At 57.9% G+C, this 15,392-nt stretch carries 18 protein-coding genes; all 18 read right to left on the minus strand.

Going from position 1 to position 15,392, the window contains the following annotated elements; genetic code table 11:
- Positions 1–18: 18 nt before the first annotated feature.
- The 18 genes from ahrC to spoIIIAF all read right to left on the minus strand — a co-directional run bounded on the left by ahrC (position 19) and on the right by spoIIIAF (position 15,371).
- Positions 19–468, minus strand: coding sequence for a transcriptional regulator AhrC/ArgR (gene ahrC / locus L6439_RS16735; RefSeq protein WP_168178017.1), 450 nt, complete (start codon positions 466–468; stop codon positions 19–21).
- 83 nt (positions 469–551) lie between these two features.
- Positions 552–1,013 carry a DNA-binding protein gene (locus L6439_RS16740; RefSeq protein WP_237096505.1) on the minus strand — a complete coding sequence of 154 codons (462 nt, stop codon included), beginning with the start codon at positions 1,011–1,013 and terminating at the stop codon, positions 552–554.
- 115 nt (positions 1,014–1,128) lie between these two features.
- Positions 1,129–1,959 carry a TlyA family RNA methyltransferase gene (locus L6439_RS16745; RefSeq protein ID WP_213468195.1) on the minus strand — a complete coding sequence of 277 codons (831 nt, stop codon included), beginning with the start codon at positions 1,957–1,959 and terminating at the stop codon, positions 1,129–1,131.
- 32 nt (positions 1,960–1,991) lie between these two features.
- Positions 1,992–3,890 carry a 1-deoxy-D-xylulose-5-phosphate synthase gene (gene dxs, locus L6439_RS16750; RefSeq protein ID WP_168178015.1) on the minus strand — a complete coding sequence of 633 codons (1,899 nt, stop codon included), beginning with the start codon at positions 3,888–3,890 and terminating at the stop codon, positions 1,992–1,994.
- Positions 3,871–4,497 carry a CNNM metal transporter family protein gene (locus L6439_RS16755; protein ID WP_213468194.1) on the minus strand — a complete coding sequence of 209 codons (627 nt, stop codon included), beginning with the start codon at positions 4,495–4,497 and terminating at the stop codon, positions 3,871–3,873. The genes dxs and L6439_RS16755 overlap by 20 nt, the downstream gene beginning before the upstream one ends.
- A gap of 823 nt (positions 4,498–5,320) precedes the next feature.
- Positions 5,321–6,235 (minus strand): polyprenyl synthetase family protein, encoded by a 915-nt coding sequence (locus tag L6439_RS16760; RefSeq protein ID WP_213468423.1) that lies wholly within the window; start codon positions 6,233–6,235, stop codon positions 5,321–5,323.
- The gene (xseB, locus tag L6439_RS16765) at positions 6,228–6,494 is read right to left on the minus strand and encodes an exodeoxyribonuclease VII small subunit (protein ID WP_168178013.1); all 267 of its coding nucleotides are present in this window, start codon (positions 6,492–6,494) and stop codon (positions 6,228–6,230) included. Before xseB ends, L6439_RS16760 begins: the two co-directional genes overlap by 8 nt.
- Positions 6,495–6,497: 3 nt before the next feature.
- Positions 6,498–7,853, minus strand: coding sequence for an exodeoxyribonuclease VII large subunit (gene xseA, locus L6439_RS16770; RefSeq protein WP_168178012.1), 1,356 nt, complete (start codon positions 7,851–7,853; stop codon positions 6,498–6,500).
- 131 nt (positions 7,854–7,984) lie between these two features.
- Positions 7,985–8,860 (minus strand): bifunctional methylenetetrahydrofolate dehydrogenase/methenyltetrahydrofolate cyclohydrolase FolD, encoded by an 876-nt coding sequence (gene folD / locus L6439_RS16775; RefSeq protein ID WP_168178011.1) that lies wholly within the window; start codon positions 8,858–8,860, stop codon positions 7,985–7,987.
- A gap of 45 nt (positions 8,861–8,905) precedes the next feature.
- Complete coding sequence (gene nusB / locus L6439_RS16780; protein WP_168178010.1) at positions 8,906–9,439, minus strand: transcription antitermination factor NusB; 534 nt, start codon at positions 9,437–9,439, stop codon at positions 8,906–8,908.
- Between the two features lie 195 nt (positions 9,440–9,634).
- Positions 9,635–9,865, minus strand: coding sequence for a DUF2273 domain-containing protein (locus tag L6439_RS16785; RefSeq protein ID WP_168178009.1), 231 nt, complete (start codon positions 9,863–9,865; stop codon positions 9,635–9,637).
- Between the two features lie 16 nt (positions 9,866–9,881).
- The gene (gene amaP, locus L6439_RS16790) at positions 9,882–10,421 is read right to left on the minus strand and encodes an alkaline shock response membrane anchor protein AmaP (protein WP_213468193.1); all 540 of its coding nucleotides are present in this window, start codon (positions 10,419–10,421) and stop codon (positions 9,882–9,884) included.
- Positions 10,422–10,496: 75 nt separating this feature from the next.
- The gene (locus L6439_RS16795; protein WP_168178007.1) at positions 10,497–10,904 is read right to left on the minus strand and encodes an Asp23/Gls24 family envelope stress response protein; all 408 of its coding nucleotides are present in this window, start codon (positions 10,902–10,904) and stop codon (positions 10,497–10,499) included.
- Between the two features lie 102 nt (positions 10,905–11,006).
- Complete coding sequence (gene accC, locus L6439_RS16800; RefSeq protein WP_213468192.1) at positions 11,007–12,359, minus strand: acetyl-CoA carboxylase biotin carboxylase subunit; 1,353 nt, start codon at positions 12,357–12,359, stop codon at positions 11,007–11,009.
- A 46-nt stretch (positions 12,360–12,405) separates the two neighbouring features.
- Positions 12,406–12,897: an acetyl-CoA carboxylase biotin carboxyl carrier protein gene (gene accB, locus L6439_RS16805; RefSeq protein ID WP_168178005.1), complete on the minus strand. Its 492-nt coding sequence runs from the start codon at positions 12,895–12,897 to the stop codon at positions 12,406–12,408.
- Between the two features lie 142 nt (positions 12,898–13,039).
- The gene (locus L6439_RS16810) at positions 13,040–13,765 is read right to left on the minus strand and encodes a SpoIIIAH-like family protein (RefSeq protein WP_168178004.1); all 726 of its coding nucleotides are present in this window, start codon (positions 13,763–13,765) and stop codon (positions 13,040–13,042) included.
- A 48-nt stretch (positions 13,766–13,813) separates the two neighbouring features.
- Positions 13,814–14,473, minus strand: coding sequence for a stage III sporulation protein AG (spoIIIAG, locus tag L6439_RS16815; protein ID WP_168178003.1), 660 nt, complete (start codon positions 14,471–14,473; stop codon positions 13,814–13,816).
- A 121-nt stretch (positions 14,474–14,594) separates the two neighbouring features.
- Entirely contained in the window at positions 14,595–15,371 is a 777-nt protein-coding gene (gene spoIIIAF, locus L6439_RS16820) for a stage III sporulation protein AF (RefSeq protein ID WP_213468191.1), read from the minus strand.
- Between the last annotated feature and the right edge of the window lie 21 nt (positions 15,372–15,392).

Below are 15,392 nucleotides of genomic sequence, written 5' to 3' on the forward strand. Positions count from 1 at the left end.
CCCCTCCCAGGATGCCGTTTACGAAATATACTCTTCAATTTGCGCCACGACTTCGTCGCTTTCCTTCTTGGTGCGGCAAATGATAAGTATCGTGTCGTCTCCGCAAACTGTGCCCATAATCTCCGGCCATTCGATGTTATCCATCAGGACGGCGATGGCGTTCGCCGTTCCGGGCAGACATTTAATCACGACGAGATTCTCCGTGCTGTCAATGCTGATGAAGTTATCCAGCAGCGCCCGCTTCAGCTTCTGCGCCGGGTTGAAGCGCTGGTCGACCGGCAGCGAATATTTGTACCGCCCGTCTTTCATGGGAACTTTGATCAAATGCAGCTCCTTCATGTCCCTGGACACGGTAGCCTGCGTCACGTGGTAGCCTGCGCTCCGTAAGGCATCGACTAATTCATCCTGGGTTTCGATCTCGTTGTTCATTATGATTTCCCTAATTTTGATATGTCGTTGACCTTTCATGTGAGCCCTCCGTTTTTGTTCCTTCTACTCATGGCCTATGGCCGCAGCAAGCGAGACGGGGTGTTGCTTATCTTAGTATTGCCTTAATCCCCGTGGACATAGGCTTCCCCCCAGTCCATACGAATCAGCCGCACCCGGCGTTCCAGCCTATCCACGACTAGCAGGCCGGCCGTGTCGGGATAGGCGGCGAAATAAGGCATCCACTGCCGCTTCATGCCGCTGCCGTCCCAATCGAGCTGCATCCGTTCGCGTGCGATACGAACAATATACCATTGATTGTCGCGTTTGGCGATCATGTCAATCCGGATGCGGGCATCGATGTCCTCCCCGTCTACCGTAAAGTGCAAAGGCATGCAGAACTTGCCCCCGATGACCTCATACCCGGCATCCTCGACGAGTTGTATCGCCTCCTCATCCTCCGGAAACCGGTCGCTCAGGCAAACATCCTCCATCGGCTCGGGTGAATGGGCGTACCTCCGCACGCCGAAGCCGATCCACATCAGTATGCCGATAACAATCAATCCCATGACCCAGATATCGCTCAATGGAATCACCACCCCGCTATGATGGAAAGGGCACCGCCGGCGCCAAACACAAAGCAAGCTCATCCGTCGGATGTCTGTCCCGGATGAGCTTCAGCGGATGGAATCGAACGAAGGATTAAGAGGTCGATCGGAACACCGAATTGGCTTCCTCCACAACTGCGTGAATCTGCTCGCGGGAAGCCGCAGGCTCCGGCGATCCGCCTTCCGGCACGCTCCAATAAGCCAAAAATTCGATATTGCCTTCTCCTCCCGTAATGGGGGAATAAGTCAACCCCTCCAGGCGGAAGCCCAACGATGCGGCAAAGTCCAGTATCTCCCTCAGCACCTGTTCATGCGTCGCCGGATCGCGGATGACGCCCGATTTGCCGACCTTCTCTCTTCCCGCTTCGAATTGAGGCTTAATCAGCGCGATGACCCGGCCCGGCTTGCCGATAAGGGCTTGAAGCGGCGGCAAAATCAGCTTCAACGAGATAAAGGACACATCGATGGTCGCGATATCCGGAACCGGGCCTTCCAGATGCTCCGGCTCCGTATAGCGGAAGTTGGTCCGTTCCATGACATGAACCCGCTCGTCATTGCGAAGCGACCAATCAAGCTGGTTATAGCCGACATCGATGGCATATACGTAGCGCGCGCCGTGCTGTAGGGCGCAATCGGTAAATCCGCCTGTCGAAGCGCCGATATCAAGCATGACGGCCTCCGTCATCGAGAGGCCGAAGTGGCGAATTGCCTTCTCCAGCTTCAAGCCGCCCCGGCTTACATAAGGATGGACGGCGCCCTTCACCGTAATCGTTCCGTCCCGGGGGACCTTCGTCCCCGCCTTCTCAATCCGTTCCTCGTTCACATATACCAAGCCGGCCATTATGGCGGCTTTCGCTTTTTCACGACTGTCGTAATAGGCCTGCTCCACGAGCAGAACATCAATCCGTTCCTTCGGTATGGACATGCTGTACTCCTGTCTGTCAGTGGGTATTCGGGCTAGGCCCGGCTCATCCGGTTATCGCCATGGGCGAAGAGCATCGTATGCACTTCCTTCACCAGTTGCTCGGCGGTCAGGCCCGCCTCCTGGCGCTGCTCCTTGATGCTGCCGTGCTCCACGAAGCAATCCGGGACCCCGATAGGCTTCACCTTGATGCCGAATACATGATGCTGGGCATAATGCTCCATGATGGCGCTGCCCAGGCCGCCCGCGACGGAGCCCTCCTCCAGCACGATCATCGGCAGCTGCTCTCTGGCGAGCAGAGTCAGCATCGCCTCGTCGAGCGGCTTCATGAAGCGCGCGTTGATGACGCGCAGCCGAATGCCTTCGCGCCGCAGCTGCTCCGCCGCTTCCTCGGCCACCTGAACCATCGGGCCGATCGCGAGTACGGCGGCATGATCGCCGGAGCGAACGATTTCCCATGTCCCGATCGGAATCGGGAGGAGCTCGGCGTCCAGTTCGGCCCCCACCCCGTTGACGCGGGGGTACCGCACCGCAATCGGTCCCTCATCGTAATCGAGCGCTGTCTTCAGCATATGGCGCAGCTCGTTCTCGTCCTTCGGCATCATCAGCACGATATTCGGAATATGGCGCATAAAAGCGATATCGTATACGCCTTGATGGGTCTCCCCGTCCGGTCCGACGAACCCGGCGCGATCGATGGCGAAGATCACGTTCGCGCTCTGGCGGCAAATGTCATGCACCACCTGGTCGTACGCCCGCTGCAGGAAGGTGGAATATACCGCAAATACCGGCTTCATCCCTTCCATAGCCAATGCGGCGCACATGGTGGCGGCATGCTGTTCGGCGATGCCGACATCGATCATGCGGCCCGGGAAGCGCTCCGCGAACCCGAGCAGTCCGGAACCTCCCGGCATGGCCGGCGTCACGGCCACGACGCGATCGTCCTGCTCCGCCAGCTCCACGAGCGTCTTGCCGAATACCTCGGTGTACATCGGATTGCCTACCGCTTTCAGCACTTGCCCGGATTCAATCTTGTACGGCGAGATGCCGTGCCATTTATGCGAGTCGGCTTCCGCCGGCGTATATCCTTTGCCTTTGCGGGTAACGACATGAATAAGCACCGGGCCGTTCACGCGGCTCGCTTGCTGAAAAATATCGATCAGCTTGTCAATGTCGTGCCCGTCGACAGGTCCGAAATATTTCAGGCCGAACTCTTCGAACAGCATGCCGGACACGACCAAATATTTGAAGCCGTCCTTCACCCGCTCCGCCGTCTTGGCCAGCTTGCCGCCAATCGCCGGGATCTTTTTGAGCAGCTGCTCCACTTCTTCTTTCGCTTTTAAATAGTTCCGATCGGAGCGTATTTTGCACAAATAATTATGTAGCGCTCCGACATTCGGGGCAATCGACATCTCGTTGTCGTTGAGCACGACCATCAGATTCTTCTTCTCATGCCCGATATGGTTGAGCGCCTCGAGCGCCATGCCTCCCGTTAGCGCGCCGTCGCCGATGACCGCGATGACCTTGTTGCTCTCGCCCTTGAAATCGCGGGAGAGCGCCATTCCCATCGCCGCGGACAGCGAGGTGCTGCTATGCCCGGCTTCCCATACGTCATGCTCGCTCTCCGCGCGCTTGACGAAGCCGCACAGCCCCTTGTACTGGCGCAGCGTATCGAACCGGTCCTTGCGTCCGGTTAATATTTTATGAACGTATGCCTGATGGCCCACGTCGAATATCATTTTGTCCCGGGGACTGTCATATAAATAATGCAAGACAAGCGTAAGCTCGACGACGCCCAGGTTCGATGCCAGATGTCCTCCGGTCACCGCCAGCTTCTCAATGAGAAATTGTCGAATTTCTTCCGCCAGGATCGGCAGTTCTTCCTTCGTCAACCGCTTCAGATCGCTAGGTTGGTTAATCTGTTCGAGCAGCACGGGAATTCCCTCGCTTTCGTTGTTTCGATTTGCCGCGTTTTTTGGTGAACAGGCGGATATGAAGCTTGCTCTCCAAAAAATGGAAACATTTGCCAATCAGCAACACAATCGGTGTGGAGTAATGAATCGCAAATGACTTCCCCAACGCTTTGCCTCCGACGGTTAATGCGGATACGAGGCCGGTGAAGGCAACGCTTACCGCCGTCGTCATCCATACGCTCTCGGCATTCATGGACCATAGCAAATTCGTCACTACGATCGCCGTGGCCGAACCGCTGATAACCCCTGTCATGTCACCAATCACGTCATTGCAGAAGTTCGAGAAACGATCCGCGTTGCGCACGATATAGATCGCTTGCTTGGCTCCGCGCACTCTCTCCGCCGCCATCGCGTGGAACGGAGTCTCTTTCGCGGCAGCCGCAGCTAAGCCCATAATATCAAAAAACACTCCAATAAGCACGAGCATCAACACGATCACCATACCGACGCCCCAGCCCGCTTTCCCCAGCATTGACGTGGAGGCAACAGACAATATGACGGCCATCGCGAAGGTGACGAAAAAAATGAATATGCTCCACTTGACGGAATGTTTGAATGAAAACTTCATTATCGTTGTCAACTCATCCTTTTATGAGATGTTCCCGCGAACGAACTCATTCTTATGTGTCTTGATAACCAAAGATGGTTGGAGTGGCAGCTTTCTGGATAAACGCTGTGGCTTAGGTCCAGTAGGTTTTCCCAGACGCCCGCCTCCCCGTCGCCGGGCAGGCCGTTTCCAATTAAGGGCGTCTTGACGCCGTCGCCGGACGTCAGACTGGATTACCACTTAGACCACACTATAATCCCCACAAAGCCTCACATTGTGAACAGTCTAGGAGTTTTCCTCGAGCAGCCCTGAACCGACCCTTAGCCTCTTTTGCAAATCAGATTTCAAGCGGCATCCGATAGGCAGGTCTTTGGCCGAAGACCGTCATATCTACACATCCGCTATCCCTGCAGACTCACTCAAGGCAGGCTACGCTACATACAAGCCACCTTCACGGAACGATCCGGCAAGCCGGAGAGCGTTCCGCGTGACTCGCAATATAGGTTCATACCCCAAGCCGTAATGCGGCGCGCGAGGACGCCGTACCACGCACTTGGGCCTCCGCGGAAGCGGGGTCAACGCCCACATGCCATTGTGGATCGCCCCACAACCTTAACTCCCAGCATCAGCCCACGACTGGGCGTCGCAAGCCAACACCAGGAACTTCATCGATGTGCCCTTTGGCGAATTTTTAGGCCCGCCTTCGGTGTCGGGAGGCCGACTAGAATACTGCACCACTCTATGTAGTCTCTATTATATCACAAAACGGGAAAGCGAATCATGAAATATCATTTCCATGGAAGCGCCCCCCTGGAATCCGCCGGCCGCAGACCCGGCGGCGGAATCAGAATTGGCGTTCCATTAAATAATCCGCCAGCTCGTAGAGGCGCGCCGGATAAGGGAATCCGGCCTGCCGAACCGCTTGCTTCGCTTCCTCCGTCAGACGGGCGACCTCCTGCTTCGATGCCTCGAGCCCGATAAAATACGGGTAGGTCACCTTCCCGCTCTTCTCATCGCTCCCTTTCGGCTTGCCGAGCAGCGCTTCTTCGCCCGTAATATCCAGGATATCGTCCTGAATCTGGAAGGCGAGGCCAAGCTTCGTCCCGAACTCGGTCAACGCGTCCAACTGCGCTTCGTTCGCCCCCGCGAGATGGGCTCCGGCGCGAAGCGCGAACACGATCAGATCGCTCGTCTTGTGGAGATGAATATATTTGAGCTGGTCCAGCGTCGTCATTCCCTGTTCGCCCAGCATGTCCGCGGTCTGGCCGCCCACCATCCCCCGCATGCCGGCATAGACGGACAGCTCCTCGGCGATGGTCAGGGCGATCTGGGCCGGGATGCCGTGACGGCGCGAGCATTGCGCGACCGTGTAGAAGGCGTGGGTGAGAAGCGCATCCCCCGCCAATATGGCAAGAGCTTCCCCGTACACCTTATGGTTGGTCGGCTTCCCCCGGCGGTAATCATCGTTATCCATCGCCGGAAGATCGTCATGGACGAGGGAGTATGTATGTATCATCTCGATGGCGCAGGCCACCGGATCGGCGGCTTCCAGCGGGCCGTTCAGGCTCTCGCATGCGATGACAACACAGAGCGGCCGCAGGCGCTTGCCCCCGGCCATCAGCGAGTACAGCATCGATTCCTTCAATTCGGCAGGGACCTGCCAGCCGGCGGGGAATTGAGCCGGCAGCAGCCGCTCAATCCGCGCGACGTGACGCTCCAGATAAGAAGCGAACGTTTCTTCCGCTCCAGCGCTATTCAATCCGATCACCCGCTTCTTCCGACGGGAACGGCTGCCGCTTCAGCTCGCCATTCTGCTCCGACAAGACCTCGATTTTGCGCTCAACCTGCTCCAATTTGCGGGCGCACAGACCGGACAGGCCCATCCCTTCCTGGAAAAGCTCGATAGCCTGCTCCAGCGGCACATCTCCGCTCTCCAACTGCTCGACGATATACTCCAGCTTCTCCATTGCCGTCTCGAAGCTCATTTCCTGAGTGATAGCTTTTTCTTGATTATCCATCGATCAATCGCTGTCTCCTTTCATCGACCAGACGTGGCAATCGAGCTGCCCGTCGTTCAGCTTCACGCGCACGACGTCTCCCAGTTGCACATCTCTAATCGTGCGGATAATGTTCTCCTCCCGCTCATCATACACGAGGCTGTACCCGCGCGCCATTATCTTCAACGGGCTCAAGGCGTCGAGATGCTTCAGATGGGCGCCGAGCTTCAGCCGCCGCTCATTCATCTGCATCGCCATCGCGCGGTGAAGCTGGCGTTCGATGCCATTCAGCCGCTCCCGCGCGGAACGCACCTGATGCACCGGCGTCTGCTCCCGCAGCCGTCCGCGCAGCTCCCTCCACCGCTCGTCCGCTTGCTTGAAGCGGCTGCGCGACCGGTATGCGAGCCGCTCCCGCAGCCGTTCATACCGCTCCTGATGCTTCGCCGTCAGCAGTTCGGGCTTGCGAAGCACGGGCGAGCGCTGAGCGCGCAGCAGCCGCTCCTGGCTCTGCTGCACCGTTCGCCGCATGCCGTGCCGCATCCGCTCCGCCACATGCTGAAGATGCTGGCGCAGTTCCTCCTGATGCGTCACCGCCAATTCGGCGGCCGCCGTCGGCGTCGGCGCACGCAGGTCGGCGGCGAAGTCCGCAATCGTGAAATCCGTCTCATGCCCGACGGCCGAAATAATCGGGATGGCCGATTGGGCGATGGCGCGAGCCACGATTTCTTCGTTGAAGGCCCACAGTTCCTCCAGCGATCCGCCCCCGCGCCCCACAATCAGCACATCGGCTTCCTGGTGGCGGTTCATCGCTTCGATGGCCGCCGCGATTGAGGCAGCGGCCTGGTTGCCCTGCACCAGCACCGGATACAGTACGATATGGACGCCGGGCTGGCGCCGCTGCAGCGTAATGATAATATCGCGCACCGCGGCGCCCGTCTGCGACGTGATGACCCCGATTTTCTTCGGATAACGGGGCAGCGGCCGCTTCCGCTCGGCCGCGAACAGCCCTTCCGCTCCGAGGCGCTCCTTCAGCTGCTCAAACGCCGCATACAGGCTGCCGATGCCGTCGGGCTGCATATGCTGCGCATAGAATTGATACTGGCCGTCGCGCTCATACACCGTCACGTTGCCGCGGGCGATGACGCGCGCCCCTTCCTTCGGCCGGAAGGGAAGCCGTTGATTATAGGACGCGAACATAATCGTCCGGAGACGGCTGTCCGCATCCTTCAGCGTGAAATACATATGGCCGCTGGAATGGTGGGTGAAGTTCGAGATTTCGCCTCTCACCCAGACATCCTGCAGCCGGGCATCCCCATCCAGCTTCATTCGTATATAACGGTTCAGATCCTTAACGGACAGAACCCGTGCCTGATTCGCCATTCCGCAGCCTCCTCCCCCGAGACATTCCTGCCCTATGAACATTGGCGGCCGCAGCGGTGCGGCGGCTTCTGATGGAGCCGTCCTCCGGTTCGCGGACCGCAACCCGCCGCCTGGTTCCCGCCTGCCGCCGGCTACGCCTGAAGCGAACCGTGCGCCAAGCGGTGGAACCGTTCGGCCGACTTCAACGTATTGGACATCAGCATCGTAATCGTCATCGGACCGACGCCGCGCGGCACCGGTGTAATCCAGGAGCACAGCTCCTTCACGTCATCGGTATCTACATCGCCGACGAGCTTGCCGTTCTCCAGCCGGTTCATGCCGACATCGATCACGACGGCTCCCGGCTTAATGAAGGAACGGTTCACGAAATGCGCCTTGCCGATGGCGACGACGAGAATATCCGCCATTCGGGAGAGCTCTTCGATATGCTGCGTTCGCGAATGGCACATCGTCACCGTCGCATGCTCGCGCTGCAGGAGCAGCGAGATCGGCTTGCCGACGATATTGCTGCGGCCGATGACGACGGCATGCTTCCCGGCAATCGGAATGTCGTTGCGCTTAAGCATTTCCATGATGCCGGCCGGCGTACAAGGAAGGAGGGACTCGTCGCCAAGCACCATATTGCCGACGCTGACCGGATGGAAGCCGTCGACATCCTTTTCGACCGCAATCGCGTCAATAACCGCCTTCTCATCGATATGAGACGGCAGCGGGAGCTGGACGAGAATGCCGTGAATCGCCGCTTGCCCGTTCAGCCGGGCCACCAGCTCCAGAAGCTCTTTTTGGGAGGTCTGTTCCGCCAGACGGTGCACTTCCGAATAGAACCCCAATTCGAGACAGGCTTTATGCTTGCTGTTCACATATACATGGGAAGCCGGGTCGTCGCCCACGATGATGACCGCCAATCCGGGGCGGGTTCCTTGCTCGATCAGCCGTGCCGCCTGCTGCTTGATTTCTTCGCGTATCGTCTGTGATAATGCTTGTCCATTCAAAAGTTGCGCTGTCATGGTCTCTCCTCCATTCGTTCATATAAGCTCGCCCTAGGCAGCCGATTATCCCCGCAAGTCGCTCTCCATCGCGGTTCCATCCGCCGGCTCATCGTCATTGCGATGAAGGCTTCCGCCTGCTCCCGCATCCGCTCCGCCCTGCTGGCCGCCGCGATCGCGGAGCATCTGGCCGAGCACGCCGTTCACGAATTTGCCCGATTCCTCGGTGCCGAAATGCTTGGCCAAAATAATCGCTTCGTTGATGGCCACCTTCGGCGGCACATCGGTGCGAAACGCCATCTCATAGCAGGCGAGGCGCAGCACCTGACGATCGACCCGCGAGAGCCGGTCGACCTGCCAGCCCTTCAAATAACGGGCCAGGATCGTATCGATCTCGTCCCGCTTCTTCCACGTCTCGCGCACCCATTCCAGCACATGCGTATGCATCGCGTGCGCATGCTCCGGCTTCAGCCCGATTTCATTCTCTTCTTGATTCGATTCCGAAACGATCATGTCCACCGCTTGCTCAGGCGTCACGTCCGTCATTTCCAGCTGATACAAGCTTTGAACTGCCATCTCTCTGGCAATGCGTCTCTTCATGAAAAATACTCCTCCTGCATCTATATAGCATCCGAATCGCCACTTCGCACTCCCGTCCGAAGGTGGCTCCTTCTCTCTAGGCTGCCATGGCCCACCCGGAATCATGCCCAGTCCAAAAAATCCTATGACCGCCCCGATTGTTGTTCCGTCGGTAAGAGACCGGCGGTCAAGCAGTCGTTCGGAGCGTCCATAGGACTACTTAAACCTATCAAACCGTTCTGACAGCCATAATCCGATTCGCCGCCACGGGAACATGGGGCCCAGATTCAAATCTTTCTGCCTGCCTACATTGTATCCGATGAAGACGAGCAGCGCAAAAAATAACATATCCCAAAATCCGGCGATCAAATAAATGATACCGAACAATATCCCAGCCGCGATGCCGATGATGCGATTCCTGTGACTCTCCCACCATTCATTCCACATCCGGAAAGCTCACCACCTATTCCACTCGCGCTTTGAAGGTCTGCGTCTGGACCACATTCGCCACATACACGGATACGTATGAGACCGGAATCCCCGTAATTTGCTGCACATAGTCGCGAACCTGGCGCTGGACCTCCTCCGTCAGCTCGGGTATCGATGTCTCGCCGTCTACGACCGTCCGGATCACAATGTCCAGCCCGGCATCGTTCGTGCGAATGCGGGCCTTCAAATCCTTGACTCCCCGTATCCTTCCAGCCGCCTTAAGCGCCAGGTTCTCTATCGTCTCCATCGAGATCTTGATATCGCCAATCTCTGTCCGCTGATCGATCGAAGGCAGCGCAGCACGCTCTCTCCGGATAGACACATAGAAAAAACGGATGCTCAACAAAAACAATACGGCGGCGGTCGCGATGACCGCCGACTGCAGCCAGAACGGCTCCGTCAACCGTATCGGTTGGGCGATGAAGCCTGTAGCGGCAAGAATGACAGCTATGGCAATCGTGCCGATCGCGAAGCTGTATATAAACAGGAAGAACCTGTCCACAATTTTGCTCACGCTAGCCTGCCTCCTTTGAACAATTTCGTATTGAATGGCAGTAAACCCCCTCTTGGAGGGGGTTCCATATCGCTCTTATTTAACTCGTGCCGGATCCGTCTCTTCCACCTTCTCTTGCGCCTTGAAATGGACGTCATGCACATGCACGTTCACTTCCACGACATGAAGCCCGGTCATCATCTCGATCGAGCGCTTGACATTTTGCTGAATCTCGCTGGCTACGGTAGGAATGCGATGGCCGTATTCAATAATAATGTTGACATCGACAGCCGCTTCGCGCTGTCCTACTTCTACCTTTACGCCTTTGGACAAGTTCTTCCGTCCGAGCATCTCCGCGATGCCGCCGGCGAATCCTCCGCTCATGCCTTCTACGCCTTCAACCTCGATTGTCGCGAGACCGGCGATAACTGCAATGACCTCCGGCGCAATCTGGATGTTGCCCAAATCCGTGCGCTCAAATTCCGATGCGATTGCCTGATTCATCCGTCACACTCTCCTCGTCTTTTTGTACTAGAGGCAGTTCCTGTCCATAATTAACCTAACTATACCATTTGCTCATGTACAAGACAAACGGCGCCGGCCGAACTAGGACTTCCAGACCTCGTATTCTTCCAAAAACTTAATGTCAAAATCGCCCTTGATGAACTTCGGGTGCTCAAGCAGGCGAATATGGAACGGTATTGTCGTATGAATGCCCTCGATGGCGAACTCGGCCAACGCCCGCTTCATGCGGTCGATCGCCTCATCGCGCGTCGGCGCCCATACAATGAGCTTGGCAATCATCGAATCATAGTGCGGCGAGATCAGGCAGCCTGGGTAGGCGGCGCTGTCGACGCGAACGCCAAATCCGCCCGGCGGCAGATAAAAACCGATCTGGCCGGCCGAAGGCATGAAGTTCCGCGCCGGATCCTCCGCGTTAATGCGGCACTCTATAGCCCATCCGTCAATGACGACATCCTCTTGACGGAAGGATAAAGGTTCGCCTTGAGCCACGCGAATCATCTCCTGAATGAGATCGATTCCCGTAATCATCTCCGTTACCGGGTGCTCAACTTGAATCCGGGTATTCATTTCCATAAAGTAAAAGCTGCCGTCCGGCCCGAGCAGAAACTCCAACGTGCCGGCACCGGAGTAATCGACAGCAAGCGCGGCGCGAACAGCCGCTTCTCCCATCCGCTCGCGGACGTCGGGCGTCAAGACCGGGCATGGCGCTTCCTCGACCAGCTTCTGGCGGCGGCGCTGCACGGAACAGTCGCGCTCGCCCAGGTGAACGGCATGGCCATGCTTGTCGGCAATGATCTGAATCTCCACATGCTTCATTCCGGTTAAATATTTCTCCAGATACACGCCCGCATTGCCGAACGCTTTCTCGGCTTCCTGCTGAGCGGCCGTCATCTGCTTAATCAGGGCTTCTTCGTCCTCCGCGATGCGGATTCCTTTGCCTCCGCCGCCCGCGGTAGCCTTGATAATGACAGGATATCCGATATCACGCGCTATCATAAGCGCCTGATCCAGATCCTCGACCAATCCGTCCGATCCGGGAATAACCGGAACGCCGGCGTCTTTCATCGTCTGTTTGGCGACGGATTTGTCGCCCATGCGCTCGATGGCGTCGGCAGACGGGCCGATAAATGTAATGCCGCACGATTCGCAGATCTCCGCGAAGTCCGCATTTTCCGCCAGGAACCCGTACCCCGGATGTACGGCGTCGCATTCCGTCAACGTGGCGACACTCATCAGATTCGTAAAGTTCAAATAGCTGTCCTTGGACGCGGTGGGCCCGATGCAATAAGCTTCGTCGGCAAGACGCACATGCAGCGCTTCCCTGTCCGCTTCCGAATAGACAGCGACCGTCGCAATGCCGAGCTCGCGGCAGGCGCGAATGATGCGAACGGCTATCTCGCCGCGGTTAGCGATTAAAATCTTATGGAACTTCATCCTTGGACCTCCTTGGCTGGGCATCGTAATGGAATGACGGAACACGTCATTCTGGCTTCACCAGGAATAACGGCTGGCCGAATTCGACCAATTGGCCGTTCGTGGCTAGCACCTCGACAATCTCGCCCTTGACCTCGGCTTCCAGCTCGTTCATCAATTTCATCGCTTCCAGAATGCACACAACCGATTTCTCGTTGATCTTGTCGCCCACCTTGACATACGGCGGCGATTCCGGCGAAGGCGCGCTGTAGAAGGTGCCGACCATCGGGGAGACGATGCGGACCAAGCCCGCTTGCTCTTCCTTCTTCTCCGGCTGAGGCTCAGCCGCTGGAGCCGCCGCTTCCGATGGAGCAGCCGCCGCTGCCGGGGCCGGAGCTGGGTATGCAAGCGGCGCGGCCGATGTCTGTACATTGAACACCTCAGTCTTGCCAGGCTTCCGGATCGCGATGCGGCAGCCTTCGTTCTCTATTTCCAGTTCATGTACGGATGTCTGGTCCAGGAGCTTGATCAGTTCCTTGATTTCGCTTATTTTGAACAACTTGAATCACTCCTTGAGACGATATGTATGAGCAAGTAGATTATGTTATCAGGCGGACAATCTACGACGTATGTATTATATCATAATCGTCTCAAATGGAAAGAGCCCAGTTTTAGACCGGGCCAGTTCCGACAACGCCGCATTATTCGGAGACGTACTGCACGCTTACCTTGTCCTGCGTTACATTCAGCTCTTTCATCATTTTCGATATGATGTCCACCGCTTCGGACACCTCCATCTTGTTGCTTTGCACGACGACGGTGAACCGGTCGTCCTCCTGGGTGATGACCGCGTTGTTGTAGTTCTTTTGCAGCTCGGTTTCCAGATTGGATATTTTTACCTCACGCTCTTCCAATTGGTTCATATCTTCATAGGCTTGCGCCAGCTTATCGCCCGTCGTCTTGCCGTCATTGATCATGCCCATCAGCTTTTCCAGCTCCTGCTGGTATTGCTCGTTGCGCTCCATCTGCTTCTGCTCGATCGCGCTTCGCTTCATGACGCCTTCGGCCACGACTTGATCGAGCATCGCCTGCTCTTTCTCCTCCGGAGTCGCCTCTGGCGCCGCCGCATCCTGACCTGGCTGTCCGCCCTCGGCGTTGACCGCAGAGCCGGCCCCTTGCTGTCCTTGCTCCGAGGCGGGCGCTCCGTTCCCTGCCGCCTTGGCCTGCGCGTCCTCCCCTACGGACACTTCGGTCACTTCCACTTGCGGGAGCTGGGCCGCTTCCGTCGCATCGCCCTTCAGCTGCTGCTGCTCGGCCGCCATTTCAGGGGCTTTCGGCGTGTCCTCCGTGAACAAATAATAAGCGGACAGCACCACCATCAAGCTAAGCATCGATACCAGCCATATCGTTTGTCTTTTCGTATTCATCGTCTTTTTCTCCTCCTTCACGATTCATGCATTATGCAGGTTGATTTGCTACTCGGCGATTTTGCGCGGCACGACGGAGATTCGATAGGCCGGCACATTCAGCCCTTTCTCGACCGCATCGACGATGAGCGACTTGACGACGGCGTTCTCCGCCCCTTTGGCGACGACGACAACGCCGCGAACCTTCGGCTTGATGCGCTTGGTCACAATCGGCGTCTTGCCCCCGGAAGATTCGTACATCACAATCTCTCCATCCCGGGTATGCTGCGTCGTATGCCGCTTGCCCCCGTTCGCGTCGGTCTCGTCCGTCAACTGCTGGTTGTCCTTGTAATTGCGCTGGATGACAATCTCTTCCGTCGAGTCAATCGTGACCAACACATCGACTTGTCCTACCCCGACAATTTCCTCCAAAATGGACTTGACCCGGGCTTCGAATGTCATCTCCACCGACTCGAAGGAGCCCGGCGCAGCCGAAGCAGCGGCCGCATTCTGCTCCGCGCCGTCAAAGACGCCTACCGCCGGCGGTTCGCGGCCGACATTGCTTGTGCCCTTCGGCCATCCCCCGCCCCCGGACTGGAACGTGCCGTACAAGAGGAGCGCCGCGCCGGTCAAGCCGAGAAGAAGCAGCCAGCGGAACGCTTTGATTCGCTTGGAACCGTTCGAGCCCTTGCCGATCCACTGTTCAATCTGCTGCAACCATTTCGCCAACGCTATCGACCGCCTTTGCGTAGTATGGACCTGCTCTCACTTGTCCTATTTTCACCTATACGCGCGTGCGGCGATTTTATGACGGTTTGTCCGCATTTTTTTTGCGCGGGCTGGTTCCCGTTTATCTTTTGTAGGCGCCGGCCGGGAAGGGGCGCTCCCGCGACCATGACACCGCAATCTGCTCGGGCTTCACGAGCCAGGCGGAGGTCAGCGCTCCGACGGCGGCTGCCTCCATGCGCAGGAGCTCCCCGCTTCCCGTGCCGGAGACCGGCGCGCCGTCCGGCGCCTCCGGCGGCGGACTTCCGGCCCCGATCGGCTCGATCCGAACCGGCTCGACAGCCGCGACCGGAGCCGGATCGAGCGGGCCGCCGCTCTCAGGGGCTTCCGGCCGCGCGGTCGCCGGCGCCTCCTCCAGGGTAAGCGCGATTCGCTCAATCGCTGGCGGCCCCTGTCTGGCGTCATGCGTCAGCGTAACCTGCACGGCCGCCACCTGCACGGCCGCGCCCCCGTTGGAGCCGGCGGCCTCCGCCTGGAGCAGCGCCCGGTTAATCTGCTCCTTCATGCTGGCTTCCATCTGCGCTCCGGCCAGCCGGAGCGCCTCCCGCTCGCGTGCGCGGGCCAGCCGCTCCCCTTCCCGCCGGATCTGCTCCAGCGACTTCCCTTCGGGACGGTTGGCGGAGGAAGCGGTCAGCAGCGTATCCCATTCGCGGGCAAGCTCCGCCGTCACGTTGGAGTCGAACAGGCGCAGTACCGGAGACAGCAGGGTGAGCAGAATAATCAGGCTGAGCATCAGCTTGACGTAGCGCTGCATCGAACGGTTCGGCAGCAGCAGGTCGATGAAGGCGGCCAGCAAAATCACCATGATGATCTCTTTAAGCCATTGACTGAACCATTGCATACCCCTGCCTCCCTTCTCTCG

Origin of the sequence: Paenibacillus dendritiformis (genome assembly GCF_021654795.1) — a bacterium.
GTDB lineage: Bacteria > Bacillota > Bacilli > Paenibacillales > Paenibacillaceae > Paenibacillus_B.